A 26,119-nucleotide genomic window follows, 5' to 3' on the forward strand; every position below is an offset into this window, starting at 1 on the left:
AGACCGGCGCGGGAGGGCGTCCCCGGCGCGTTTGCAAACCGTGAACGTTGCTGGTAATTCCCGCTCGCACGACAGCACCCGCTCCAGGGCGCGCACACTCGCCAGATGCGCGCCGGAGCATTCACGCCATGCCCATGCACGATACTTCAAACCGCCCGGCCAGGCTCCTCGGACTCCTTTTCTGGGGATGGGTGACGGCGCTCGCCCTGTTCACGCTCTCAGCACACATCACGGCGTCTCGCGGCGGGTCGCAGTCCCTCCCGTCCGGGAGCGTCCTCCTCATGGAGAATGCAGCAAAGGCCCTTGCCGCCATCCAGGCCCAGGACGGGGCGTTCCCGCCCAGCGCGGGCGCGTGGCTGGCCCTCTTCCCCGAGGACATGGCCGGGCAAAGCCCCGCCGCCCTCCGTGACGCCCTGAGCCGCGCCAAGCCCTGGAGCGGCGTCCCTGGATCCGCCCTGATCTACAGGTCCGACGGCAAGGATTACAAGCTCGTCTGGCACAAGCCCGGCAACTGCAACGACCTGCACGCCATCAGCCCCGGTCTGGTGGACCCGGTGCGCACCACCTACTCCCGGAGCATGATCGCGGGCGGCTGGACGGTCACCGACCCGAACGAGCGGACCGTTGCGCCGCTGAAGAGTCCCATGGTCAAACCCGACCCCGCGATCCTCGACCCGCTTTTCGGGGAGTGCTGGGCCTGGGGCGTCTGGACGCCGGGAGCGGTCTTCTGGTGATGACGGCGGCCCCGCCATGCTAGCCGAAACCATCCACGGCCTTGCCGGGACGCTGCGCGCCCTGTGGACCCTCGCGCCTCTTTGGCAGGGGCTCGCATGCCTGGGCCTGCTGGCCGCCATCTGGAGCGGGCTGCGCTCTACCCTGGAGACGCGGGAGCTTGCGGTGCGGACGCCTTCCCCACGCCTTTTCGCGCCGTTCGCGCTGACGCTCGCTGCCATCACCGCGCTGGGCCTGTGCCTTCGCCTCTACGGGCGCGACGCCCTGCCCTACTGGTGGGACGAGCTCCTGGCGGTCTGGATGTCCCAGGCGGACCTGCCGGTCATCCTGCGATCGCTGTTCACGCCTGCTGCTCCGGCCAGCGACTTCACCCCGCCGCTGTTCTATCTCCTCCTGCACGGCTGGCGCGCCCTGTTCGGAGACGCCGAAGGCGCGCTGCGCCTGATGACGGCCCTCCTCTCCACCCTGTCCATTCCGCTCGCCGCACTGCTGGGGCGCAGGCTCTTCTCAGCGCGCGCGGGCCTCACGGCGGCGCTGCTGCTGTGCATCTCTCCCCCGGCGATATTCTACGCCCAGCAGATCCGCTGCTACGCGCTGCTTGGGACCCTGGCCTTGGCCGCCGCGCTCTGCGCGCTGCGGGCGCAGGAGACCGGGCGGGCCAGGGACGCGGCGCTGCTGGCCGCCACCGGCACGCTGTTTCTGTACACGCATTACGTGGCCTCCTGGCTGTGGCTGGGCATGGGCGCGGCCACCCTGGCCGCATCGGGGGGGGGATTGCTGCCGCTCTGGGGCGCTGCCTGGGCGCTGCGGGCCAGGATGATCGCAGGAGCGTCCGCCGCCTGCATCGCGGCCTTCGCCCTGGCGTGGCTGTGCCCGTATTTCGATCCGCCCCTCTTGCGCGACGGCGAAAGCCTCTGGCCCGTGGCGCTGGCTGCGCTGCTGGCTCTGACCCTGCTGGCCTCGCGCCCCTGGACCGGGCAGGCCCGGCCCCGGCTGAAGGCCACGCTGGCCCTGGCCGCCGCGTTCGCGCTCCCGGCCCTGCTGCTCAGTTTGTGGATGCTGCCCTCGGGGGTCCTCAGGGTCATCGGAGGCGCGGGATCGAGGATTCCCGGCAGCTACGGCTTTCCGGAGTTCGCGCGCATGCTGGCGGAGTTCTCCGGCCCGCAGGCCATTCAGGACCCCGGCATGGCTGGCCTGGGTCTGTTCCTCGTGCTGTCCGGGTTGTTCCTGGCCTGCGTGTCGCGCCCCCGGCAGGCCGCCCTGATTCTGGGATGGGCGGGGTTTCCCATGGCAATGGCCATGGCCGTGCAGAACCCGTCCATGAATCTGGTGCGCTACCTCATCGCCACGCTGCCTGCGGTGCTGCTGCTCATGGCCGTGGCCCTGTGCGGCGCGTGCGACGGGCTGGCGCGTCTGCTGGGCAAAGCGGCGGACGTCTTTCCCGCCCGGCTCTCCGCAGCTGTCCGACTGGGCGCGCCGCTGGTTCTTGGCGCGGGCCTTTTGGGCTATCCAGCGTACACCGCCACGCAGTTCCCGACCACCAGGGCCAACATCGAGAACTACCCCGCCGTGGCGGCCCGGCTGGCCCAGGAGCCATCCTTCCTGCTGGTGAGCGAATCTCCCAACCTGACGCGCGCCGTATCCTGGTACCTGGACCGCCAGGGCAGGCCGTCCGTGACCATAACCCCGGACAGCCCGAGGCTGGCCGTGGTGAACACCTTCCTGGACGGACGCCTCTGGCACGCGCAAGCCGCGCAGGAGCTGGGCCTTGAGAACGCGGCCCCACTCTCAGGGCCGTTCGGCGAGATCGCCCTCATGGCCCTGAAAAGCCAACCGGTAGGGCGGGAAGTCGTCACGGGCGAAATCCGCCTGGAGGGACCGGCCTTGCGGGACGCCCTGGTCCAGGGCCGGGACGTCGCGTTTGCGGGCGGGCATTCGGGAGGGCTGGTGACGCTCTACAAGAAACGTCCGGGCCGGGCCGTTTTCCTGCTGCGCCATGACGAGGCGTGGTCCGGCCGTCTGGCCGCGACCCTGGACGGCATAGTGGCCGGGCCTGGGAGCTTCGTGCGGGCCACGGTCAGGACGGCGGGCGACGACGGATGGAGCGCGGTGCTGGAGCTTCGCGAGAGCGGCGTGTCGGCGGGCGGCGCGGCGCTGCCCAAGGGGTCGGTCCTGGAATTCGAACTGCCCCGCGAGTTGCCGCCCGGCCTCGTGGAAATCGAGGTCCTCATGCACGACGACAACTCCGGGGTCATCTATTCGAGCAACGCGGTGCTGCGTTCGCTCACGCTGCGCTGCGTTCAGTAAACTCTTCTCGCTGTGGCGTCCTCAAACTCCGGGACGCGTCGCTAGGCCGTCTCGGTCAGGAAATCCGCATTGACCACGTTCTGGGCCTGATCGTCCAGGAAAGCCCGGATGTTGTCCGCCGCGATGGTCATAAGGCGCTTCCTCGCCGTGAGCGATCCCCAGGCCATGTGCGGGGTGATCAGGCAGTTCTTGGCGCTCATGAGCGGGTTGGACGCCTCCGGCGGCTCCACGGACAAAACGTCCAGGGCGGCTCCGGCCAGGTGCCCGCTGTTCAGTGCCTCGGCCAAGTCCGGCTCGTTCACCAGCTTGCCGCGCGCCGTGTTGATGAAGAACCCGCCCGGCTTCATGAGCTTCAAAAGCCGCTGATCCACAAACCCCTCGTTCCCCTTGGTCAGGGGGCAGTGCAGGCTTATGGCCTCGGACTCCCGGAACAGCTCCTCCAGCCCCACGAAGGCGAAAAACGGCGAAGCGATGGGCGCTTTGGGCCTTGGCGCGTGGGCCACCACGCGCATGCCGAAGGCCAGGGCCAGCTCGGCCACGCGCCTGCCGATGCCCCCGAAACCCACCACGCCCATGGTCTTGCCCGCCAGCTCCACCTGCGGGGTGTCCCAGAAGGTGAACTCGCCGCGTTTGCTCCACTCTCCCTCGCGCACCAGCCGGTCGTGCAGCTCCACCCGGCGGCACATGGCCAGAAGCTGGGCCATGACGAACTGGGCCACGGACTCGCTGCCGTAGCCCGGCACGTTGGACACGGGGATGCCCCGGCGTCCGGCCTCGGCCACGTCCACCACGTCGTAGCCCGTGGCCAGCACGGCGATGAAGCGGCATCCGGGCAGCCGGTCCAGCACTTCGCGGGTGATGCGGGTCTTGTTGGTGACCACGATTTCGGCCTTGGCGGCGCGCTCCACGGTGAGCTCCTCGGGCGTGCGCTCGTAGAGGGTGAAATCGCCGAGCGCGGCCATCTCGTCCCAGGGGTTGTCGCCGGGGTTGAGGGTCGCGCCGTCCAGCACAACGATGGATGGTTTCGTGTTCATAGGGCTCACATTTCGGGTTTGTAGACGTCGAACTTCTGGGAGAGCACTTCGCCCTTGTCCGTTTCCACGCGCAGTTCCCAGTTGCCCAGCACCATCTCCCAGGGTTGCGAGAAGGTGAAGATGACCTCGTAGGTGGGTCCGGGCTGGAGGGTCGTCTCGGTGACGAACTCCTGCTGGACCTTGTTCTGGGCCGGATCGATGAGCCCGGGCGTGGCCGTGACGATCTTCGCCTTGAGGGTTCCCGCCTTGGGGTCCTTCACCTTGAAGCGGTACCCGAAGGAGGAGCCCATCTCGCGGGGTACGCCCGTGGTCTGTTTGACCAGGACGCCGTTCTTGAAGATGCCGTATTCCACGATCTCCAGTTGGCTGGGGGCGTCTCCCATTCCGATCATGGAGCAGGACGCGAGCAGGACGGACAGGAAAAGGACGAAAAGCGTACGCATGTCTACCTCTGGTTGGGGTTGCCGAAGGCCAGGGCCGCAAGCGGCGTCTTGCCAGCAAAAAGGGTCTGCGCCCTGGCCTCGTCGGCGGCCAGGATCTTCAGGCGCGACACGGGGAGCGGGCTGTCCGCGCCGCCGTACAGGGTCACGGCCTGGTCGATGAAGGATGCCAGGATGAAGCTCGCGGTCACGGCCACGGGAGCCTCGGGCGCTCCGTCTGCGTAGACGCGCAGGGTGACGGCGTGCACGGAGTGGGAGGCGTCGGAGAGCATGTTGCCGGTCTTGACCAGGGTTTGCTCCACGCGGTCGGGGAACATGCCCGCCCAGCGGCTCAGGTATTTGATGAAGCCGGGCTGGACGGCCAGATAGGTGAAGGGGTCCACCTTGCAGGCCAGGGAGGTTCCCGGCGTGCCCAGGATGTAGGGCGACTGCCGGTATTGCTCGCCAAGGGCCTTTTCCAGGCGCTCCAGATTGTGGCTGTAATCGGTGAGCATGGTCCGTTCCCCCTCGGGCGCGCCCAGGCGGCGCGGTCGGCGACATATCCGTAAGCCTGGACGAATGATTACACAAAACCACCATGGAGGAAAACCCGCAATTTCCGGCTGCGTGACTCCCCGATTATACCACTTCATGTATAATTGACGCAATTACCATATTGTACAAAGCAGTGACGCTTTGTATCTCCAAAAATACAGGAGGAAGAAAAGCAATGTCGTTATCTTGTATGCGTTTTCGACATCAGATTTGCGGCAGATGGCGCCGCACCCCCCAAACCTTGCAACCAGAAGAGGAGGATCAACCATGCCAACCCCCCTGAACAAGGCCGTCGACCAGGCTACTGGCGTCTGCTACGCCACCGGATGGCACCCCTCACCCCCGGACATGAGGGACTACACCGCCACCCAGAAAGACATCGTCGAAGCGTCCAATGTGCTGAAAATGCCTGCACAAGGCGCTCCTGCCGCCGCGCTGCCGGGAGAGGTGGATTTGCGGGCCTTCTGCAGCACTCCGGTGGAGGATCAATTGAGACTCGGTTCCTGCACGGCCAACGCCGCCGTGGGGATCGTGGAGTATTTCGAGAAACGCGCCTTCGGCAAGCACCTGGATGGCTCGCGCCTGTTCATCTACAAGAACACCCGCAACCTGCTGGGATGGAAGGGCGACACCGGAGCCTACCTGCGCACCACTATGGCCGCGTTGAGGCTGTTCGGCGTTCCCCAGGAGACTTACTGGCCCTACACCGACAAGGCCCCGGAGTTCGACCTGGAGCCGCCCGCCTTCGTCTATTCCTTGGGGAGCAACTTCAAGGCACTGAATTATTTCAGCCACGACCCGTTCAACGCCAAACTGCAATCTGACGCCGTCCTCCTGAGTGTCAGGACATATCTGGCTGCCGGGATCCCGAGCATGTTCGGGTTCTACGGCTTCGACTCGTTCTCCTATGGGGACGCCCCCGGAGCCATCCCTTATCCCTGCTCGAACGAGAAGGCCAAGTGGGGTCACGCCATCGCTGCCGTGGGCTACAACGACAAGAAGACCATCACCAATACCCTTTGCAACACCAAGACCGTGGGGGCGCTGCTCATCCGCAACTCCTGGGGAACCGGATGGGGCGACAACGGGTACGGCTGGCTGCCCTATGATTACGTCCTGAACTATCTCGCCTCGGACTTCTGGTCGATCCTGTCCCTGGACTGGGTGAACACCGACGCGTTCAAGCCGTAGGTTCGGCCCGGGCCTGCGCCCGGCCCAGGCCAGTCTGCTCTCGCATCCGCAGCCCGCGCTGGAGCCATCCCCGCGCGGGCTCATCACCAGCGAATCCCCCTCGCGCGCAAAAGAAGAATGCCGCTTGATAAACCCGTCCTTCCTGCGTACAGAATAGAACTGATCCCCGTTTCTGTTCCCGGTTGTACCACGGGACGACCAATCGGCCTTGTCCCTTCGTCCAGGCGCGCAGTTCTCGCCGGGGAAAGCCCACGGTCGCAACCTATCAACCAAAGGAGTCTTCCATGGAATGCAAACGCTTGATTACCGGAACCGTTCTTGGCGCAGCGCTGTCGCTCCTCGTGGCATTCCCCGCCGCCGCCCAGGTCGGCTCCACCGTAATGGCCGGGTTCACCGATCTTCCCCTCCGCACCTGCGAAGGCGTGACCGCTGGAACAATCAGACTGCTGCCCAAGGGTCAGGCGCTCAAGATCCTCTGGGACAACAAGAACAACTGGGCCGAGGTCGAGGTTGTCGGAACCGGCCAGAAGGGCTGGGTCAACCTGGAAAACACCTCGAAATAACATTGGCGGCGCATTTCCAAAGCGCCTTCGCCGCCAAGCCCGCCAAAGAATAAGCCCGGACGATCATCCCGTCCGGGCTTTCTTGCGTCGACTCCTGCCAAGCCTCTCCCATCAGAACTGCCTGCGTCCTTCCTTGCTGCATCGTGCCAGCGTTCCTGCGGTCTTCTGCCTGCCAGGCTGCCCTTTTCGGGACGCCGCGACACGCAAAATCAAATTTTCTTTGTTTGTTTCCGTGGTTGGTGCGCACGGACGGTTGCACCAACGTGGCGTTCCCGTTACATTGGGAGCCATGTAAGTGGACTCGTTCGCCCACAGGGCGATGGCGTAAGGCAGACGAAGACTCCGAGGCTCAACCCTTAAAGGACAACCACGGGAGACTGGCATGCTTGACGTTCTCAAAAATCAGCGGACCTACGCTCTCATCGGCCACGGCGGTTGCGGCAAAACCTCCGTGGCCGAAATGCTTCTGTATGTGGCCGGGGCCACCCCCAGGCTGGGTAAGATCGAGGACGGCACCACCGCCCTTGATTACGAGCCCGAAGAGATCAAGCGCCGGGGTTCCGTGCAGCCCGGCTTCGCCACCTTCCAGTGGAACAAGAACCGCCACTTCCTGATCGACACTCCCGGCGATCTCTCCTTCAACGGAGACTTGGCCTACATCCTGGCCAGCGTGGACGCGGTGCTCTTCGTGGTGGACGCCGTGGACGGCGTAAAGCCCCTCACCAAGAAGCTCTGGCAGGAGGTCTCCAAGTTCCGCCTGCCCACCATTTTCCTCATCACCAAGATGGACCGCGACCGCGCCGACTACGAGTCGGCCCTGAACGGCATCAAGAACCAGCTCGGCGTGAAGCCCTTCCTCCAGAACATCCCCATCGGCAAGGCCGACTCCTTCACGGGCGTGGTGAACATCGTGGAGAACAAGGCCTACTCCTTCGACGCCTCCGGCAAGGTGAGCGAAGTGGCCATCCCGGCGGACATGGCCGACGAGGTCGAGGGCCTGCGCGAGTCCATGATGGAAGAGATTGCCGTGTGCGACGAGACCCTCATGGAGCGCTACCTGGAAGACCCGGCCAGCGTCACCCTGGACGATCTGGTGGCCGCCACGCGCAAAGCCGTGGTCTGCGCCGAACTGTACCCTGTGATGGTGGCCTCGGGGCTTAAATGCATGGGCGGCCAGCGCATCCTGGACGCGGCCCAGCTGTTCTTCCCCTCCCCCCTGGACGTGCCCGTGGGCGTCAAGGAGGTCGAGGGCGAGGACGGCTCCATGCTCAAGGTAGCCCCGGACGGCCACCCGGCCTGCTTCGTGTTCAAGACCCTGTTCGACCAGTTCGCGGGCCAGCTCTCCATCATGCGGGTGCTTTCAGGCACCATCACCCCGGATGTGACGCTTTTGAACCCGCGCTCCGACGCCAGGGAGCGCTTCAGCACCATGCTCTTCATGACCGGCAGCCAGACCACCCCCTGCAAGGAACCCCTGGGACCCGGAGCCATCGTGGCCGTGGCCAAGCTGAAGGAAACCAAGACCGGCGACACCCTCTGCGACGAGAAGCACCCCTTCACCATGCTCAAACCCAAGCTCCACGAGCCCATGATCTCCTACGCCCTGGCCCCGGCCGAAAAGGGCGACGAGGACAAGGTCTTCCAGGCCATGGGCAAGCTCCTGGACGAGGACATCAGCCTGCGCCTGACCCGCAACGAGGAGACCGGCGACATGCTGCTCTCGGGCATGGGGCAGTCGCACATCGAGTGCGCCGTGGAAAAGGCCAAGCGCCGCTTCAAGGTCACCCCCGTGCTAAAGGCCCCCACCATCCCCTACCGCGAGACGGTCAAGGGCAAGGCCGAGGTGCAGGGTCGCCACAAGAAACAGACCGGCGGGCGCGGCCAGTTCGGCGACTGCTGGATTCGCATGGAAGGCCTGCCGCGCGGCTCGGGGTATCAGTTCGTGGACGCCATCGTGGGCGGCGCGATTCCGCGCCAGTACATCCCCGCCGTGGACAAGGGCGTGCAGGAATCCGCCGTGCGCGGCGTGCTGGCGGGCTACCCCATGGTGGACTTCAAGGTGGAACTCTACGACGGCTCCTTCCACACCGTGGACTCCTCGGAAATGGCCTTCAAGATCGCAGGCTCCGTGGCCTTCAAGGCCGCCTGCGAAAAGCTCAAGATGGTGCTGCTGGAGCCCATCGCCATGGTCAGCGTGTCCATCCCGGACGAGTTCATGGGCGACGTTATCGGCGACCTGTCCAGCAGGCGCGGCAAGGTGCTGGGCTCGGACGCCGAGGGCGGCGTGACCGAGGTGCAGGCACATGTGCCCATGAGCGAGATGCAGGAATACGCCAAGACTCTGGGGTCGATGACCGGCGGCCAGGGAGCGTTCACCATGAGCTTCGACCACTACGAGGACGCGCCGCCCCCGGTGGCCGAGAAGGTCATCGCGGAGCACAAGAAGGCGCGGGAGGAATAGAAGCGGCGGGCGAAGGCCCGCGCAGGAGACAATATCAAGACGGAAAAACCCCGGAGCGATCCGGGGTTTTTCGTTTGGTCAAACAACGTCGCCACATTGCATCAATCACGCTGCCCGCACCTTCTCCCGTTCCATTTCAAGCGCCTTGCAGGCCAGCATGACCACTTTCGGGATAAGCCGCGCGCCCTGTTCGTAATAGATCACGGCGCGGCGCGTGATGCCCAACTCATCGGCCGTGGCGGACTGGGTCAGCCCCAGGCGTTTGCGCCAAGCCTTGAAATCCTCCGGTCGCATGGCGTTGCCGCGTTGGCGCTCCGCCATCCGCCACAGCGCGTCCCCGCCGACTTCCAGGCCGATGCCCGGCCACTCCACGCTGGAGCCATATTCGCCCACCTGGACGGTCCCGAACACCTGCGGGTCCCGCAACACGTCCTTCCTGCCCTGCGCGAAGTCCGAAAGATCGACCTCGCGCAGGCCGTCCTTCCCGAAGTCCAGGCGAAGCACAAGCCCGCCCGCCACGCTCACGTCGTGAATTCTGGGGTATTTGTCGCTCATTGGTTCCACTCCTTCCAGGCATCCTCGATGACAGCCCGGTTCTCCTCGGCCCACTGCCGCGCCTGCCTGAGCGCCCCGGCAGGCGCAGACCCTGCCAGAATCTCCATGGTCTCCAGATCGAGCGCGCAGTTGAAATCAGGCCCGGCTAGGTGAAAATGGACCCGCCCGTGCTCATCGCCGAAGACAGAGAGCTTGAACTTCCCGAAGCGCTTGAGCGTTCCCATTGGCACACCAAATAGTGAACAGTGTGCACACTGTCAAGCCAATCTGTATTCCGACCATCAGGCCACAGTTCGCGCCAACTCAGCCCGCAAGAGGACAGCCCAAACTGAACGTGTACGGATGATTACATCCGCTCAACACCCATTGTGGGACATTGGGGAACACTATATTCCGAATAATGAGTGGTCAAAAGTAACTCTGGGGAGCATTCTGCCGTCCAGAATGACAGATCCCGCCATCCGGCCAACCGCAGACCATCCCAGACCCGGAGCAGCCCTCAGTGCACGTGTTCCTGGCTCATCTTTCTGGAGAATTCTTGAAGAATGCCATCGTCGTATTGGTCATCACGCTCTGCTGCCTGCTCCTGTTTGAAGCAGGGCTTCGCCTGTTCAAGGTCATCCCGGACACCATCCCCCGGCCAGTGTTCTACTCCGACCTTCTTGGGGATTTCGAGCCGCACCTCTCCACGTCCGAGACGCTCTGCGGCTCGCTGAAGTATTCGATCAGCACCAACTCCCAAGGCCTGCGCGGCAAGCGGGAATTCAGCCTCCAGAAACCGGACAACACCTTGCGGGTGCTGTGCATCGGCGATTCGTTCACCTACGGAACCGGCGTTGACGACGAGTTCACCTACCCCGAACTCCTGCGCATCTATCTCGCCGAAAAATTCCCTGGCATGAATATCGAAGTCATAAACGCTGGCGTATTTCTCTACGACATCGTGGACGAGTATGACTACTACAAGGACAAGGGGCACAAGCTGAACGCCGACATCGTCATCTTGCAGTATTACGTCAACGACCTTGAAGGGATGACCAGATGGTTCTTCCGCCCGAAGAACAAGGGCAACGAACACTCCTCCAGGTGGAAATCACTCCTGCGGCAAACAGCAATCTACAATCTTGCGGCATATTTCAAATTCAAGATCAACGGGAAATCCACTCCAGCCCTTTCCGTTAAGGAACGGGCTGAGCAGTATGGAGAGTTCATCGTCCAGGGCACCGAAGAACAACTTGCCGTCATCTTCAACCAGGACCGTTTGCTGCGTGAAGAGAATTATGACGCCATCGCAGCAGACTGGAACATGTACCAACGGGTGCTCAAGACATTCAAAGACACTGTCGAGTCAAACGGTTCTCAATTCCTTCTTCTCCTGCTGCCTGACGAATCACAGCTGACCACCTACAGCAATGCTCCTTCACACGCCCTTGTTCCATGGCTCGAGAAGTTTGACGTGAGCCACGTGGACATGCTTCATCACCTGAGGAGCATGAAAGGCGGCAACTCAAAACCCTTCTACAATTCCCCCTGCGACTTTCACTTCAACCGGTTCGGCAACACCCTGACGGCAAAGTCTGTTTCAAAAGCCATCGAGATGCAGGCCATTGGCGCAACCCTGAAGCCGAAAACCAGAACCCCCTACGATTACAGGACCTACCGCGATGGGATCGAAACCCGCGTCGCCATTGCGGAAGGCGGCGCGCTCGGGGTGGAGACGGTTCCTGGCGTACGCTCCGCAACGGCATCAAGCAGCGGCCTGGAAACGCAGTGCGCCAGAATGCATGACGACACCGTCTGCCAGGCCTTTCCATCCGGGCACGCGGCATCGCCCGGAACGCTCTGGCTGGACGTCGAGTATGACCGCCCCATGCACAGGATGACCGTCTTCGTCCCCCACAAGGTCGGAGCTGCCGGCACGGGCGGCGTGAACATGTCGTATTCGGTCGATGGAGGCGCCATGACAACCGTGGACCAGTACACAAACGCGGGGAAAAGCACGCCTGACGCCTTTGAAAACGTCGCGTTCTTTGAAATCGACCTGGAGAAGCCGTGCCGCTCCATCCGCATCGAGTACAGGCTCCAGGGCAATGCGGCCATCTTTTCAAACGAAGACCCGAAGGATTTCAGGCAGATCAAAATCATCGCATACGAGCCGCAGTAGACGGCTTTCAGTCAAGCCGCACGGACATTGGGATGACGCCGCGCGCCCTGCCTGCATTGCAGCAGGGTGCGGCGGTTGCTGGACGTCTCATTGGCCGCAGCATCCGCCCTCGCCCACCAGCGCCGCCAGCGCCCGCACGGCGGCTGTCCCGTTTCCGGCGCGCCAGATGAGCGACGTCTGTGCCTGGGCGATGTCCGGCGGCAGCTCGTGGATACTCACCCCGCTTACACCCGGAGCCATGTCCGCCACGGAGCGGGGCATGATGGCCACGCCCATGCCAGACGCCGCGCAGCCCAGCATGGTCTGGTAGGAGGACAGCTCCACCACCCGGCCAAGGGGCGCGCCGCCAGCCGACGCCCAGTCCTCGAGCCTTTTGCGGTAGGCGCAGCCGCGCCTGAACACAAGGAGCGCCCGCGTGGCCACCTGCGCGGGCGAGGTGATCGGCCCCTGCTCCGAAGCCGCCACCAGCACCAGCTCCTCCCGGAAGGCCGCGAGCCGCTCAAGCCCGCCGATCTCCACCGGCTCGCTGACGAAGGCGGCGTCCAGCCCGTACCCCAGCACGTCGCGGATCAGGTCTGCGGTGGTTCCCGTTGTCAATTCCAGGGCCACCTGCGGGTGCAGTGCGTGATAGCGCCCCAGAAGCTCCGGCAGGCGCGAGGCCGACGTGCTCTCCATGGCTCCAAGCCTGAACGGCCCGGCGGCGATGTCCCCGCGCACGCAGGCCCTGGCTTCCTCGGCCAGGATGAGGATGCGCTCGGCGTAGTCAAGAAAGGCCCGCCCGCGCGAGGTCAGGTCCATGCTACGCCCCCTGCGGGCGAACAACTCAGCCCCCAGCTCGCGCTCAAGCCCAGTAAGGCGCGCCGAAACCCCGGACTGCACCTTGCTCAGCGCCTCGGCGGCACGGGTGACGCCGCCGTGGCGAGCCACAGCCCGGAAGACTTCCAGATCGGTCAGCTCCATCGTTCACCTTCTGTGAATCAAACCATCATTAATAATCGTTGTACACGATACACAGTCTGGGTAATTGATGTCTTCAGGCAAGGCAAGCCTGAGGAGGCGTTGGTGCGCGGATACGTGGAAGGACTGGCCGTGGTGGGATTCTGGACGGCCTTCATGCTGGTGAGCAGGATAGGGCTCACGGGAGCGTCCGGGCTCACGCCCTGGGACATGCTGGCCCTGCGGCTGGCCACGGCTTCTGTTGTGCTCGCGCCATTCTGCGGGGACATGGGGCGCGAGGTCTGGACGTCCTGGAGGCTGTGGCTGCTGGCGCTGGTCGGCGGACTTGGCTACGGGATACTGGTGTACTGGGGCTTCCGGCTGGCTCCGGCCACGCACGGGGCGGTGCTGTTTCCGGGGATGCTGCCCTTCTGGACGGCGGGACTGGGCTGGCTGCTGCTGCGCTCGCGCCCCGGCGGATCGCAATGGGCCGGGTACGCCCTCATCGCTGCGGGGATGGTGTTCATGACCCGTCAGGCCTTCAGCGGCCAGAATGACTCGGACACCCTGACCGGGGACTTCCTGCTGCTCGCCTCGTCGCTGACCTGGGCCTTGTACGGCGTGCTGGCCAAGCGCTGGGGCTTCCCGCCCTGGCTGCTCACGCGGTTTCTGGCACTGGCCCCGGCAGTGCTGTATCTGCCGGTCTACGCCGTGGCCTTGCCCCGCAACCTGGAGGCCGCCGGCCTTGGACGCCTGGCCTTCCAGGGCGTCTACCACGGCGTAGTGACCACGATTGTGGTCATGTGGCTGTACCTGCGCGCCCAGGAGAGGCTCGGGCCTGCCCGGCTGGGCGCGCTGCTGGCCGTGGTCCCGGCCTTGTCCGGCACCCTGGCCGCGTTGTATCTGGGAGAGGACATGACGGCAGGTCTCGCGGCGGCCCTGGCCCTGGTCAGCTGCGGCGCATGGCTGGCCGCGAGAGGAAAAACCGAAACAGGAGGAGGCGCGCATGCCCTATGTGAACATCAAGATCACCCAGGAGGGAGCCTCGGCGGAAGCCAAGGCCAAGCTGATCGAGGGAGTGACCCGGCTGCTGGCTGACGTGCTCGGCAAGAATCCGCAGACCACGGTGGTGGTCATCGAGGAAGTGCCCACGGACAACTGGGGCATCGGTGGCGAGAGCGTCACCGTGCGGCGGGCCCGGGGAGCGTAGTCCCACGTTTCTGAAAAACATGAACACTTAGGAACTTGCATTATTCGCAGGAGGGGATCGCCTCCGGCGGCCAAAGGGCTGCGCCCTTTGGAATCCGCAATTATCCCCATCCTGTTGCCGACTCACCCCGCTGTTCGGGGGGCGGCTGGCGATGACCTTTGCTTGAGCCTCGTGTTTTTCAAAACTAAATAAATGCTTCTCGTCGGTTAGGCTCCAGCGCTGTAGGTTGGAGCCAAGCGCGCCCAAGTGGCCTGGAAGCGTGCGGCACATTGCTCCATCTGGGTGTCCCCCCGCTGCCGCCCGTGAGAAGAGTAAACAGCGCCTAGCCCCGCGCCTTGGGGCGGCAGGCCCCCTGGCAGCAGCCGCCGGAGAGCATCTCGGAATAGGCGTACAGGATGCGCCGTTCGCGCTCGGCCCTGTCGGGCGGGAGCGCCTCCACGGGATGCGTGGCTGCAAGCGTCGCGAGGTCGTCCCAGAAGGGCACGGCCCGCATGCCGGAACCGAGCGTCTCGCCGGTGGCCGTGGCGGCCAGCACGGCGGAGCGGGTGTCCGTGACCAACGTCAGCGGCGCGGGGGGCGTGTACAAGCGCGCGGCGGCCAATGCTTCGCGCACGTATGTGCCCGGCTCGCCCGAGCAGAAGATCACCAGCATAAGCGGAGCGCCGTCAGGCCCGGAGGCCACCAGGTCCACCATGCGGGTGTAGTCCTGCCCGTCGATGGGGAAGCAGACCCCGCATTTGGCGGCCAGACTGGCCTTGGGATAGCCCCGTTCTTCCACGAACAGACGGGCGAGGGCCTGCCGGAACTCCTCGTAAGAGGTCTCCTCAAGCTCCTCGCCCGTCAGATAGTCCCGAATGACCGTGCCGAGTGATTCTTCGTGCATGTCCACCCCTCTCGGGGCGCGCTACCTGCGCATCACCCCGGCGTTCTTGAAGCCGGTATGTATCTCCGAGAGCAGCGTGACGGCAAGTTCTTCACGCCAGCCAACGCTGGCAATTGCATGACACTATCCGCACGGATCGCCTTCAACCGGGTTCTCTCCGGCAGCATTATGATCTGGTGCCGTAAAACCCGTCCGAACAGCTTCCTCCATCACTGCGACTCAACAGCTTCCTTGTATGCCTTCATCTTGTTTATGACTTCCGTTTTGAGTTCCAGCTCTTCTTTGAGGCGCGTGTATTCTTGAAGAACAGCATCTTTGGCGGCAGCCTGCGATTTTGTGATCAATTCCAATGACGCCGTTGCGGCATCGACAGCACCCTTTGCCCTGGAGCTCTTGTCCTTGTAGGATATCTTCTCAACGCTTCCATTGATCCTGAAATCCATAACCAACGCATTATCTTCAAACGACTTATTCCTATACGGGATAACGAAGCACATCCCTGCCTGCGGGACTGAAACCTGTTTCGTGAGTATCGTCTTCATCTCGGACCTGACTACGAAAACACCGCTCACCGGATCGCGACAAACAACTCCATGAGCATCAGCACCGTCTCCAGGGTCACACTTGTTATTTGCCATCAAAGGATTTTTGGAATCCTTGGCAAAAATTCTCCATTCGAGCATCATTCCAATGAATCCCTGCACTCTGAATTTGGGCTTGAACCAATCAATCACCATCGCGCTGCCCGGCTTCAGGGCCGCCTTGTAATTCTGGTCCTTATGCTTCGGGTCTAAGACTGCGGTGGAAAAATCGCCCTCGGCGACGGGCGTATTCTCGTCGATCACGTACTGTTGCGTCCGAACGAGAAATTTTTTGGCGTCCGCGATCTGTGCATTCAGCGTGGCGAGCTGTGCCTTGATCTGCTCATTGCCTGCGCCCGCCGATGCGACTCTCCGTTCAGCCTCAAGTCGTTTTACCAACTTGAGTTGATCCACAGCCGCTTGGGAGCATGGACACTCCGGCTCCAAGGTTGGAGGTAAAGCTCGCAGCGCCGTCATGAGTTCCGCCTTGTTAGGCTCCGGGACTACGTCGGACAGCACCGCAGCCGCCACCACGGGATTTCCCGTGGCCAAGGCGGCAACAGCGACACCGGCCTTCACAACCCCAACGGCAATATCCTTCGAGTGGTCAGTCACTCCTACGCTAATCTGCTTTATTCCACCAGTTTCGGAATGAGTTAACATATTGAAATCAACAGTCTTCGCTGCAGACTTCATCTTTTCATAGTCGAGATAATATACTGCAGAACTGTCCTTGGTCATAACTTCCTGCAAGGACACCTTGGTCTTCACCACTGACGTTCCATTGTCGCAGCTGACAAGTTCTCGCTCGACATCCAGAACAAAGTTTACCCTGGGCAATGAATAGGGAAGCCCCCGATAGATTTTCCCGGCCGTTGGCTCAAGGTCACGTGAGGTTCTCAACGACGACGTACACGAAGTCAGACAAAGAATCATGAGTACTACGCCAGCAGTCTTCATACACTCCTCCTTGACTTTCGTTATACTATATCAAGTTATAACACGCGCATATATATTCGCCCACGCAACCAAACAAGTCAATGTCAAATAGTTTATTCAACATTATACATATAATGCTCAAGTTAGGGTTGCCACGAGTGACTGCATCTGCCAGGAAAGCCCCCATGCCAAACCCCCTTTGCGAGAACATCTCCTCCTTCCTGGTCATGGACATCCTGGAGCGCGCCTGCGTGCTGGAGCGCCAGGGCAAGAACGTGGTCCACATGCAGATCGGCGAGCCGGATTTCGACACGCCCGACCCCGTCAAGCAGGCCGCCGTCAAGGCCATTCAGGACGGCCACACCCACTACACGCACTCCCTGGGCCTGCCCGCCCTGCGGGAAGGCATCTGCGCCTACTATGAGCGCACCTACGGCGTGAGCGTCGATCCGAGCCAGGTGATCGTCACCTCCGGCACCTCGCCCGCCATGCTGCTGACCTTCTCCGCGCTCATCCACGCGGGCGACGAGGTGGTGCTCACGGACCCGCACTACGCCTGCTACCCCAACTTCATCACCTACGCCGGAGGCCGCGTGCGCCGCGCCCGCACCCGCGCCGAGGACGGCTTCCAGTTCACGCCGCAGACCCTCGCGCCGCATCTGGCCGACTCGCCGCGCGCCGTGGTGGTGAACTCCCCGGCCAACCCGGCGGGCACCGTGATGCCTGATGCGGACTTCAAGGCCGTCTGCCAGAGCGGCACGACCATCATATCCGACGAGATCTACCACGGGCTGACCTACGGCGCCCCGGCGCGCTGCGCTCTGGAGTTCACCGAAGATTGTTTCGTGCTGAACGGCTTCTCCAAGCTGTGGGCCATGACAGGCTGGCGGCTCGGCTGGGTGATCGCACCGAAAAAGTACGTTCCCGCCATGCAGCGCTTGCAGCAGAACTTCTTCATCAGCGCCTCCAGCGTGTCGCAGTGGGCGGGCATCTCGGCCCTGACCGAGTGCGACGAGCACGTGGCGGCCATGGTGGCCCAATATGCCAAGCGCCGGGTAGTGCTGCTGGAAGGGCTCGCCAAGCTCGGCCTGAAAGCGCCGGTGGAACCCACGGGAGCCTTCTACGCCCTGGTGGACGCGCGCCACCTGAGCGGCGACAGCCTGTCCCTGGCGCGCGACGTCCTGGAGAAGGCCCTGGTGGGCGTGACGCCGGGGATCGACTTCGGCCCCGGCGCGGAAGGGTATCTGCGCTTCAGCTACGCAAGCTCGGTGGAAAACATCGAAGAGGGGCTTTCGCGGCTGGAGAAATACCTTTCGGCTTAGGACGTCCAACAGCCCGAACTACCAACGCGCGCTTGATAAAAAAGGCCGGGACGCCCACGCGGACGCCCCGGCCTTTGCCGTCAATATTCTCCAGCCGCTACGCGCCTTGCCTCTCCCCGACCAGGGCCAGCGCCCGCGAGGCCGCTCCCCACAGCCCCACCTGCTGGTCCGCCACGAGGCGCACCGGCACGGCGGACAGCAGGCCCGCATGAGCCGGGGATGTGCGGAACTCCCTTGCGAAGGCCGGGTGTTCAAGCAGCATGGGGTTTCTGGCAGCCACGCCGCCCGAGATGAACAGCCCTCCCGTGGCCAGAACGTCCAGCACGTAGTCCCGGCAGGCCCGCCCCAGAAAACGCGCGAACCATTCGGCCACCGGGGAACCCGGCCCAAGCGCCGCAGCCGCCTCGGCTGGCGAGGCCACGCTCTGGCCGGTATGATAGCGATGCAGCAGTGCAAGCCCTGAACCGGACACCACCGTCTCCCAGCGCGCGAAGGGCTCGGCCACCTCGGCCTGGACGAACTCCTGGAAGCGGCGCTCCTCCGGACCGTTGAAGGGGAAGGCCGCGTGGCCCCCCTCCGAGCCGCACACCACGTATTCCCCGCCTCCAGCACAAGAAACCGGAACCAGGGCTGCCTTGCCGAGGCCCGTGCCGGGACCGACAACGGCCTGGGTCCGCGCAGGGTCCATGCGTCCGGGCAGCACGGAAAGCGAGCGTTGCTCGCCGAAGAGGCGGCAGCCGTGGGCCTGGGCCGCGAAATCGTTCAGCAGTATGCTGGCCCCTGGCAGGAGCCCGACGGGCAGCGCCTCAAGGTCCATGACGTAGTCTATGTTGGGAGGTTGGCAGAACAGCCCGCGTTCCACGGGTCCGGCCACGGCCAGCGCTGCTGCCGTAGTGCCGGGGAAATGCACGGAATCCGGCGCACCAGATTCGCCCGACCAGCCGGTCGCCTCCGCAAGTTCCCGCGCCGCAGCCTCCACGAGCCCGTGAAACGAGGCGAACGACGCCGTAGGCAATTGCGTCCCGGCAGCCATTCGAACGCCCCCTCCGGTGGTGAACAGGGCGAAGCGGGCGTTGGTGCCGCCGATGTCCGCAGCGAGAACAAAGCCTGAATCCGTTGTCATGCCTCATTTCTAGGGGCAATTTCCCGGCGGGGCAAGGACGAGGTTGTCAAAAGCCCGGATATTTGGGAAATTAACAAATCACGACAATATCCGGAGGCCCCATGCGCACGCGCGCCCTGTTCACAGTCGCTCTCTCGCTGATGCTTCTGGCCGCGACCGCGCAGGCCGAACCCGTCAGCTACAAGGAACTGATCCCGCTGATCTCCTCAGTCAGCCTGCCCGGCTGGACAGCCGGAACGCCCACCGGCCAGACCGTGAAGGCTCCGGTTGAGGCCAGCGAGGCCACCCTGGAGTTCGCAAACGGCGACAAGCATCTGGAACTGGCCATCTACGATGGCGGCCCGGCCATGGGCGCAGCTGCCGCCGCCATGGCCCAGGTGGAGATGGAGAGCCCCGAGGAGATCATAAAACCCGTGACCGTCAAGGGTTTCAAGGGGTCCTTGTACCTGCATCCCAAGGACAACGAGGCCGATCTGGTGATCCTGGTGCCGCCCCGCTTCGCCGTGTCCATCCACGTGAACGGTTCAGCCGACGGCGACCTGCTCCAGAAAGCCGCCGCACAGATGGATCTGGCCAAGCTGTCCACCCTGGGCAAGTAGCCCGAGCCGACATGGACACCCTGTACGACATCCCGAACTTCGTGAGTATCGACCAGGGGCTGGCCTGCGCGGGCCAGCCCAGCCCCGAGCACTTCCCCCTGCTTACCCAGGCGGGCTTCCAGGCGGTGATCAATCTGGCCACCAGCGCCTCGTCCGGGCACCTGCCGGACGAGCCGGAGCTGTGCGCCCGCTCGGGCCTGGAGTTCACCTGGCTGCCCGTGGCCTGGGACGCCCCCACCGTGGAGGATTACCGGGCCTTTGAACGATGGCTGGACGCCAACCGGGGCCGCAAGGTGCTGGTGCACTGCGCCAAGAACTGGCGCGCGTCGCTTTTTTGCGCGGTGTACCGCGTGGTGAACGAGGGGCTCGACCCCCTGAAGGCCCGCGACAGCGTGCTGGAGGTCTGGGAGCCGGACGCGGTCTGGACCGCGCTTGCCCGGCAGGTGCTGACCCAGTCCTGCGAGCTCTCCGGCGACGATCCGACGTTTATTTTCTAGCGCCGTTCCCCGGGCATTGTTCAGGCTGATCCTCGCCCGACCAATGAGAACCGATTGTTTTCGTTGTTGAAAAGCATGTTCATGTTTTTCAACAACGCAACGCTCTCAGTCCCCTTCGCCGGGCTTCAGGTACTCCACCTGCACCTTCATGGCGTCCTTCAGGTGCACCTCGCGCTGCGGGTACGGAAACTCTATCCCGTGCTCCTTGAACAGATCCCAGATGGAATTCATCACGGCGCTGGACACGTTGGCCACGCCCTGCTCCGGGTGCACCATCCATAAGCGCAGCTCCAGCTGCACCCCGTTGTCCCCGAATTCGCGCAGCAGCACGTTGGGCTTGGGATCGGCCAGCACGCGCTCCTTGCCCTCGGCGGCCTTGAGCATGAGCTCCACGGCCAGCTTGAGGTCCGTGGAATAGGCCACGCTTACGGGGATCCTCAGGCGCACGCTCGGCCCGGAAAAGGTCCAGTTCACCACGCGGTTGGCGATCAGGTCGTCGTTGGGGATGAGGAACGCCTTGCCGTCGCGCGTGACCATGGACGCAAAACGGGCGTTCATGGACTCCACCCAGCCGTAGATGCCGCCCACCTCGATCACGTCGCCGGGCTTGATGGAGTTGTCCAGCAGCAGGACCACCCCGCTCACAAGGTTGGAGACCACCTTCTGCAATCCGAAGCCCACGCCAAGGCCCACCGCGCCGCTGAACACCGTAAGCATGTGCAGGTTGATGCCAACCAGATCGAGCGCCGACACGAAGGCTACGGCGTACAGTCCGGCCTTGACCAGCTTGGCCACCAGCACCCGCACCCGGACGTTGACCTCGCCCACGCGCTCGAGCCCGGCCTCGATCAGCGCACACAGCTTGTTGATAAGGGGCAGCATCACCGCCAGGAGAAATAACGCCTTGATGATCTCCAGCAGGGATACCCGCTCGTCGTCGAAACCGAGCGCGATGCTGTCCATGTAGTCCACCACCGGCCCAAGAATGCCCAGCACTTCAAGAATGAACACCCCGCCAACCACCACGGTAACGGCCTTGGTCCAGCCGTGGGGCAACAGAATGGAGGCGAACAGCTGGATCACCAGCCAGGCCTCGGAAAAGGTGATGCCCAACTCCAGCACCGTGACCGGCCACTCCCTGGCCATCGACAGCCCGAGCGCAGCCTGGAGCACCAGCAAGGTGAACAGCGGCGTCAGAAGGCCCGCGAGCCTGTGGCGCACCCACTGGCTCAGGGCGGGGCGCTGTTCGATCATGCCGCCGAGCTTGCCGCAGAGCATGCGCGAAAGCCCGTAGCCCAAGGCCACGGCCCCCAGGCAGGCCAGGGCCTGCCACATGCCGCCCTGATGCCAGACGTGCTCCGTGAACCACTGGCCAAAGCCCCCCTTGCCCTGGACAATCTCGTGGAGGTGACGCGATTCCACGCCTACCCCTCTTTCTTCACGGCCAGGGTCAGTCCGTCGCCGATGGCGGTGAGGCAGGCGTCCACGCGCGGATCAGCACGCAGCCGCTCGTTGAAGGCGCGGATGGCCAGGGTGTCCGGGTCCTGATAATCCGGGTCGATCACGCGGCCATACCAGAGGGTGTTGTCCACGGCGATCACGCCGCCAGGGCGTATGAGCTCCAGGCAGCGCTCGAAATAGTTCCAGTAGTTCACCTTGTCGGCGTCGATGAAGGCCATGTCGAACGCCCCGGCAAAGCCCGACGCCAGCGCGATGTCCAGGGTCTCCAGGGCCGGAGCCAGCCGCAGGTCGACCTTGTGCTCCACCCCGGCCTCGCGCCAGTAGCGCCTGGCCACCTGTGTCCATGGCTCGGACACGTCGCAGGCCAGGATCATCCCGTCGTCCGGCAGGGCCATGGCCACACTCAGGGCGCTGTAGCCCGTGTACACGCCCACCTCGATGGTGCGCCGCGCCCCGACAAGGCGCGCCATCAGCATGAGAAAGCGCGCCTGTTCCCAACCCAGGCGCATGTGCGCCTTGACGTCGGCGGAGGTTTCGTCGGCCAGACGTTTCAGGATGTCGGGCTCGTCCGCCTGCATGGCGCGAACGTAGGCGGTCAGGTCCTCGGTGACGTTCAAGGGCTTTGTGGTCATGCGGCCTCCCGGTCTTGACAAGGATTGCTTCCTGGGTTCACTAACACCTCCCTTTTCTGGAAGGAACTCCCCATGCACGACGTTTCCACTTTTCTGCTCACCGGCGTGACCCTGGGCCTGGCCGCCAGCCTGACGCCCGGACCGCTCCAGGCGCTCATCTGCCTCCAGACCATCACCCACGGTCCGCGCGAGGGCGCGCGCGTGGGCATGGCCCCGCTGTTTTCCGACCTGCCGGTGATGGCGCTGTGTCTGTTGGTGCTGGACGCCCTGTCCGGGCAGGCGTGGCTTATGGGGTGCGTGTCGCTGGCGGGCGCAGTCGTGGTGCTGCGTTTCGGGTGGGGTTCCCTGCGGGCCGGTCCAGCCGACCTGTCCTGCATCCCGGCGCAGGCCCAGTCCTGGCGCAAGGGCGTGGCCACCAACATCCTGAACCCCAAGATGATCCTCTTTTGGGCCACGGTTGGCGCGCCCACGGTGCTTCAGGCCTATGCCAGCTCCGCTGCCGCCGCCGCAGCCTTCCTGCTGGGATTCTACACGCTGCTCATCGGCACCAATCTAGCCCTGGCCTGGCTCTCCGGGCGCTTCACGCGCTTTCTCTCCGGGCCGGGCTACGTCTGGACCATGCGGGTGCTGGGGGCGCTGCTCATGCTGGTGGCGCTTCGCCTGATGTGGGACGGGCTTTCGCGGCTCGGCCTTGCCTAAGCCCCGTGCGGCGCGCTACAAGACGACTCTCACACTCCATGCGAGGTTTCCCCATGTCCCATACCAAGCCCTACACCGTGGCCCTCATCCAGATGGCGCCCGCCGACACCCCGGCCCGCTCCATCGAAAAAGCGGTCGATCTGTGCGTCGACGCCGAAAAGCAGGGCGCCAAGCTCCTGTGCCTGCCCGAGCTCTTCGCCACGCCCTACTTCTGCCAGACCGAGGATCACGCCCACTTTTCCCTGGCCGAGCCCATCCCCGGCCCCTCCACCGAGGCCCTGGGCAAGGCCGCCAAGGCCGCAGGGGCAACCATCATCGCCCCCCTGTTCGAGAAGCGCGCCGCCGGGCTGTACCACAACTCCCTTGCCGTCATCGGCACGGACGGTGAAATCATCGGCGTGTACCGCAAGATGCACATCCCCGACGACCCGCTCTTCTACGAGAAGTTCTATTTCGCCCCCGGCGACCTGGGCTTCAAGCGCTTCAACACCGCCGTAGGCCCCATCGGCACCCTTATCTGCTGGGACCAGTGGTACCCCGAGGCCGCGCGCCTGACCGCGCTTCGCGGCTCGGATATCCTGTTCTACCCCACGGCCATCGGCTGGCACCCCTCCGAGAAGGCCGAGTACGGCGTGGAGCAGCGCGAAGCCTGGATGACCATCCAGCGCGCCCACGCCATCGCCAACGGCTGCTACGTGGCCGCCGTGAACCGCGTCGGGCACGAGATCCCCGAGACCGGCGGCGACGGCCTGGAGTTCTGGGGGTCGAGCTTCCTGTGCGGCCCCATGGGGACCATCATCGCCCAGGCCTCCACCGACAAGGAGGAGATCGTCCTGGCCGAGGTGGAGCCCAAGCGCGTGGACACCACCCGCACCCACTGGCCGTTCCTGCGCGACCGCAGGATCGACGCCTATGGGGCGATCGAGAAGCGCTTCATCGACGAGTGAGAGTAAGATAAGAGGGGAGAATGCCTCCGGCGGCCAGAGAGGAAACTTTTTGAAAAAAGTTTCCTCTCTGGACTCTCCTTCAAAAACTTCTAATGGGCTTCGCGTCGGAGCTCGTCTTTCTGGACGATGAAGAGGCATCGACAGGCTGCTTCACAGGCACGCCACGATGCCAGGACGGTGTTACTCCAATCGTTACAATCGGCTGGCAACATGGCAAGCACGCAGTTCAGAAACGACATTAGGGCAATCGCGTCCATTGAAAACCAGACCAAACGCCGCGCCATGTTTCTTGCCCTGCTCAACCGTGAGCTTGAGTCCAGGGGAAGCAGGCCGACATTTCTGGTAGGGGGCTTTGCTGTCGAAATATACACTGCCGGAAACTATACTTCTGGCGATGTGGACATCAAGGGTCCGCAAGAGGCCATCGAGAGTCTCCTTCTTGAAGTGGGTTTCCAGAAGTTCGACAATTCCAATTATGGAGACGAAGAGCTTGGAATCTACGTACAATGGCTTGGTGAAGGTCCACATCCGCCATTTGAATGCCGTGAAAGAGCCATTGACGTATTATTGGGCGATCCGGACCTGCGTGTCAGGATGATTTGCTATGAAGATTTGATGATTGACCGTATGTGCCAGACAAAATATTGGGGAAACCCTGACGGAGTTCTTTGGGCCAGGGCAATTGCGGAGTCCATGGAACTCGCTGGACAAAAACTGGACTGGACATATCTTGAGGCCAGGGCTAGGGACGAAGACATCAGCGATGTCCTTTCAGCCTTGAGGGATGATCATGCTTCAATTTGAAACACTCCAGGACGCAGGACGCAGGGCGAAATTTGAACGGGCCAAACGGGGAGCACCCCAGCCCGGTCACATGAGAACCCGTGAACGCTCGCTGGAAAAGCAGAATCTCCTCATCCAGGCGGTCAAGGACGTGTACAGGCGCACTCCACCAAGGACAGAGGTTGTCGGTGGCAGAGAGGCGCTCATATTGCCCTGGATCATCTAGCAGGTTTTACTTCGACTAAGTGAGCGGGCCTTTCTTTGGAGGGTCCGCTTTTGTTTTTGCGCATCAATCATTTCAAGCAGCTTCGCGTCGGAGCTCGTCACCACGGACGGATTAAGACGCGAAGCGGAAAGGGTGTCCAGAGCCCAACCAACAATTGGGCCCTTTGGCCGCCGGAGGCCTCCTGAATGACCATGTTTGCGACCACGCCTGACGCTTATCGCCTTCCCGCCGAGTGGGAACCCCACGCCGCCACCTGGATCGCCTGGCCCAAGAATCCCGCTGACTGGCCCGGCAAGTTCCACCCCATCGGCTGGGTGTTCGGCGAGATCGTGCGCAAGCTGGCCCCCTACGAGAAGGTCCGCATCCTGGTGGACGACGCCGCGTGGGAGGCCAAGGCCCGGCGCGCGCTCGCCAAGGTCGGCGTGGAAGACCACCGCGTGCGCTTCTACCACATTCCCACCGACCGGGGCTGGACGCGCGACATGCTCCCGGCATTCACCGTGCGCAAAGAGTCTCCCCGCGCCCAGGCCGTGCGCTTCGGGTTCAACGGCTGGGCCAAATACCCCAACCACACCCTGGACATGCACGTCTCCGGGAAAGTGGCCGAGGCCCTGAAGATTCCCGCCGTGGAGGCCACGCACGCGGGTCGGCAGGTGGTGCTGGAAGGCGGCGGCATCGACTGCAACGGCAAAGGCGTGATGCTCACCACCGAGGAGTGCTTCCTGGACCCCGTGACCCAGGTGCGAAACCCCGGCATGAACGCCAAGGATTACGAGCAGGTGTTCCGGGAGCTGCTTGGCATCGAGCAGGTGATCTGGCTGAACAAGGGCATCGCGGGCGACGACACCCACGGCCACGTGGACGACCTATGCCGCTTCGTGAACGCAAGCACGGTGGTGCTCTGCCGCGAGAACGACCCAGCAGACGAGAACTACCGGATATTGGAAGAGAACCGCGAACGCTTGCAGGGGCTGAAGCTTATAAGCGGCGGCACGCTGGAAGTGATCGACCTGCCCATGCCCGAGCCGCTGTACTTCGACGGCGTGCGGGTCCCGGCCAGCTACGCCAACTTCTACATCGCCAACGGCACCGTGCTGATGCCGACGTTCAACGATGCGCGCGACCGCGTCGCGCTCGGCATCTTGTCGGAATGTTTCCCGGACCGCGCCGTGGTGGGTATCCATGCCGTCGACCTGGTGTGGGGATTCGGCACGCTGCACTGCCTGACGCACGAGCAGCCCGCGACGAGTTCATAGCAGCGGTGCTGCCCGCGAAGCGGAGAGGGTGTGCAGAGGGCGAA

26 protein-coding genes are annotated in these 26,119 nt (G+C 63.7%); 15 read left to right on the forward strand and 11 right to left on the reverse strand.

Annotation, left to right across the window (positions count from 1 at the left end):
- The first annotated feature begins 128 nt into the window (after nt 1-128).
- Entirely contained in the window at nt 129-734 is a 606-nt protein-coding gene (locus tag G453_RS0112365) for a hypothetical protein (RefSeq protein WP_027191325.1), read from the forward strand.
- A 16-nt stretch (nt 735-750) separates the two neighbouring features.
- A complete protein-coding gene (locus G453_RS0112370) occupies nt 751-3,039 on the forward strand; it encodes a glycosyltransferase family 39 protein (protein WP_027191326.1) in 2,289 nt (762 codons plus the stop codon).
- A gap of 41 nt (nt 3,040-3,080) precedes the next feature.
- Here G453_RS0112370 and G453_RS0112375 read toward each other — a convergent pair whose 3' ends face one another.
- From G453_RS0112375 to G453_RS28430, 3 genes are read right to left on the reverse strand one after another with little or no spacing between them, the layout of a single operon-like run.
- On the reverse strand, nt 3,081-4,073 hold the full coding sequence (locus G453_RS0112375; protein ID WP_027191327.1) for a D-2-hydroxyacid dehydrogenase: 993 nt from the start codon (nt 4,071-4,073) through the stop codon (nt 3,081-3,083).
- Between the two features lie 5 nt (nt 4,074-4,078).
- Nucleotides 4,079-4,516: a DUF3859 domain-containing protein gene (locus G453_RS28425; protein WP_027191328.1), complete on the reverse strand. Its 438-nt coding sequence runs from the start codon at nt 4,514-4,516 to the stop codon at nt 4,079-4,081.
- Between the two features lie 2 nt (nt 4,517-4,518).
- Complete coding sequence (locus G453_RS28430; protein WP_027191329.1) at nt 4,519-5,007, reverse strand: hypothetical protein; 489 nt, start codon at nt 5,005-5,007, stop codon at nt 4,519-4,521.
- A gap of 307 nt (nt 5,008-5,314) precedes the next feature.
- On the opposite strand from G453_RS28430, the gene G453_RS0112390 reads away from it, so the two are divergent.
- From G453_RS0112390 to G453_RS0112400, 3 genes are all read left to right on the forward strand, one after another.
- A complete protein-coding gene (locus G453_RS0112390; protein WP_027191330.1) occupies nt 5,315-6,238 on the forward strand; it encodes a C1 family peptidase in 924 nt (307 codons plus the stop codon).
- 284 nt (nt 6,239-6,522) lie between these two features.
- On the forward strand, nt 6,523-6,801 hold the full coding sequence (locus G453_RS26350; protein WP_051272372.1) for an SH3 domain-containing protein: 279 nt from the start codon (nt 6,523-6,525) through the stop codon (nt 6,799-6,801).
- 382 nt (nt 6,802-7,183) lie between these two features.
- Nucleotides 7,184-9,262 carry an elongation factor G gene (locus G453_RS0112400; protein ID WP_027191331.1) on the forward strand — a complete coding sequence of 693 codons (2,079 nt, stop codon included), beginning with the start codon at nt 7,184-7,186 and terminating at the stop codon, nt 9,260-9,262.
- Nucleotides 9,263-9,367: 105 nt separating this feature from the next.
- Here the strand turns inward: G453_RS0112400 and G453_RS23800 are convergent, their stop codons facing one another.
- Nucleotides 9,368-9,817 (reverse strand): helix-turn-helix domain-containing protein, encoded by a 450-nt coding sequence (locus G453_RS23800; RefSeq protein ID WP_051272373.1) that lies wholly within the window; start codon nt 9,815-9,817, stop codon nt 9,368-9,370.
- On the reverse strand, nt 9,814-10,041 hold the full coding sequence (locus tag G453_RS23805; RefSeq protein ID WP_043645585.1) for a DUF4160 domain-containing protein: 228 nt from the start codon (nt 10,039-10,041) through the stop codon (nt 9,814-9,816). Before G453_RS23805 ends, G453_RS23800 begins: the two co-directional genes overlap by 4 nt.
- 314 nt (nt 10,042-10,355) lie before the next feature.
- Here G453_RS23805 and G453_RS0112415 point away from each other — a divergent pair, with 314 nt between their 5' ends.
- The gene (locus tag G453_RS0112415) at nt 10,356-11,981 is read left to right on the forward strand and encodes an SGNH/GDSL hydrolase family protein (protein WP_043645586.1); all 1,626 of its coding nucleotides are present in this window, start codon (nt 10,356-10,358) and stop codon (nt 11,979-11,981) included.
- Nucleotides 11,982-12,068: 87 nt separating this feature from the next.
- Here G453_RS0112415 and G453_RS0112420 read toward each other — a convergent pair whose 3' ends face one another.
- Nucleotides 12,069-12,941 carry a LysR family transcriptional regulator gene (locus tag G453_RS0112420; RefSeq protein WP_027191333.1) on the reverse strand — a complete coding sequence of 291 codons (873 nt, stop codon included), beginning with the start codon at nt 12,939-12,941 and terminating at the stop codon, nt 12,069-12,071.
- A gap of 102 nt (nt 12,942-13,043) precedes the next feature.
- On the opposite strand from G453_RS0112420, the gene G453_RS23810 reads away from it, so the two are divergent.
- Together G453_RS23810 and G453_RS0112430 are read left to right on the forward strand one after the other, a co-directional pair.
- Entirely contained in the window at nt 13,044-14,015 is a 972-nt protein-coding gene (locus G453_RS23810; protein WP_205620065.1) for a DMT family transporter, read from the forward strand.
- A complete protein-coding gene (locus G453_RS0112430; protein ID WP_027191349.1) occupies nt 13,924-14,127 on the forward strand; it encodes a tautomerase family protein in 204 nt (67 codons plus the stop codon). The genes G453_RS23810 and G453_RS0112430 overlap by 92 nt, the downstream gene beginning before the upstream one ends.
- A 322-nt stretch (nt 14,128-14,449) precedes the next feature.
- Here G453_RS0112430 and G453_RS0112435 read toward each other — a convergent pair whose 3' ends face one another.
- Both G453_RS0112435 and G453_RS23815 read right to left on the reverse strand, forming a co-directional pair.
- On the reverse strand, nt 14,450-15,010 hold the full coding sequence (locus G453_RS0112435) for a hypothetical protein (protein ID WP_027191334.1): 561 nt from the start codon (nt 15,008-15,010) through the stop codon (nt 14,450-14,452).
- A gap of 209 nt (nt 15,011-15,219) precedes the next feature.
- Nucleotides 15,220-16,551: a hypothetical protein gene (locus tag G453_RS23815; RefSeq protein ID WP_043645588.1), complete on the reverse strand. Its 1,332-nt coding sequence runs from the start codon at nt 16,549-16,551 to the stop codon at nt 15,220-15,222.
- 164 nt (nt 16,552-16,715) lie between these two features.
- On the opposite strand from G453_RS23815, the gene G453_RS0112445 reads away from it, so the two are divergent.
- On the forward strand, nt 16,716-17,852 hold the full coding sequence (locus tag G453_RS0112445) for a pyridoxal phosphate-dependent aminotransferase (protein WP_027191335.1): 1,137 nt from the start codon (nt 16,716-16,718) through the stop codon (nt 17,850-17,852).
- 97 nt (nt 17,853-17,949) lie between these two features.
- On the opposite strand, the gene G453_RS23820 is transcribed toward G453_RS0112445, so the two are convergent.
- A complete protein-coding gene (locus G453_RS23820) occupies nt 17,950-18,975 on the reverse strand; it encodes a glucokinase (RefSeq protein WP_043645590.1) in 1,026 nt (341 codons plus the stop codon).
- A gap of 101 nt (nt 18,976-19,076) precedes the next feature.
- Here G453_RS23820 and G453_RS0112455 point away from each other — a divergent pair, with 101 nt between their 5' ends.
- Nucleotides 19,077-19,574: a hypothetical protein gene (locus tag G453_RS0112455; protein ID WP_027191336.1), complete on the forward strand. Its 498-nt coding sequence runs from the start codon at nt 19,077-19,079 to the stop codon at nt 19,572-19,574.
- A gap of 11 nt (nt 19,575-19,585) precedes the next feature.
- Nucleotides 19,586-20,071 (forward strand): protein tyrosine phosphatase family protein, encoded by a 486-nt coding sequence (locus G453_RS0112460; RefSeq protein ID WP_027191337.1) that lies wholly within the window; start codon nt 19,586-19,588, stop codon nt 20,069-20,071.
- Between the two features lie 105 nt (nt 20,072-20,176).
- Here the strand turns inward: G453_RS0112460 and G453_RS23825 are convergent, their stop codons facing one another.
- Together G453_RS23825 and G453_RS0112470 are read right to left on the reverse strand one after the other, a co-directional pair.
- Complete coding sequence (locus tag G453_RS23825) at nt 20,177-21,493, reverse strand: mechanosensitive ion channel family protein (RefSeq protein ID WP_051272374.1); 1,317 nt, start codon at nt 21,491-21,493, stop codon at nt 20,177-20,179.
- A gap of 2 nt (nt 21,494-21,495) precedes the next feature.
- On the reverse strand, nt 21,496-22,164 hold the full coding sequence (locus G453_RS0112470) for a class I SAM-dependent methyltransferase (protein ID WP_027191338.1): 669 nt from the start codon (nt 22,162-22,164) through the stop codon (nt 21,496-21,498).
- Nucleotides 22,165-22,236: 72 nt separating this feature from the next.
- Here G453_RS0112470 and G453_RS0112475 point away from each other — a divergent pair, with 72 nt between their 5' ends.
- From G453_RS0112475 to G453_RS0112490, 4 genes are all read left to right on the forward strand, one after another.
- Entirely contained in the window at nt 22,237-22,863 is a 627-nt protein-coding gene (locus G453_RS0112475; protein WP_027191339.1) for a LysE family translocator, read from the forward strand.
- A 53-nt stretch (nt 22,864-22,916) separates the two neighbouring features.
- Nucleotides 22,917-23,810, forward strand: coding sequence for a carbon-nitrogen hydrolase (locus tag G453_RS0112480; protein ID WP_027191340.1), 894 nt, complete (start codon nt 22,917-22,919; stop codon nt 23,808-23,810).
- Nucleotides 23,811-24,020: 210 nt separating this feature from the next.
- Complete coding sequence (locus tag G453_RS0112485) at nt 24,021-24,614, forward strand: hypothetical protein (protein WP_027191341.1); 594 nt, start codon at nt 24,021-24,023, stop codon at nt 24,612-24,614.
- Between the two features lie 390 nt (nt 24,615-25,004).
- Complete coding sequence (locus tag G453_RS0112490) at nt 25,005-26,075, forward strand: agmatine deiminase family protein (protein ID WP_084502291.1); 1,071 nt, start codon at nt 25,005-25,007, stop codon at nt 26,073-26,075.
- Nucleotides 26,076-26,119 lie beyond the last annotated feature (44 nt).

It is taken from the genome of Fundidesulfovibrio putealis DSM 16056 (assembly GCF_000429325.1).
Classification (GTDB): domain Bacteria; phylum Desulfobacterota; class Desulfovibrionia; order Desulfovibrionales; family Desulfovibrionaceae; genus Fundidesulfovibrio; species Fundidesulfovibrio putealis.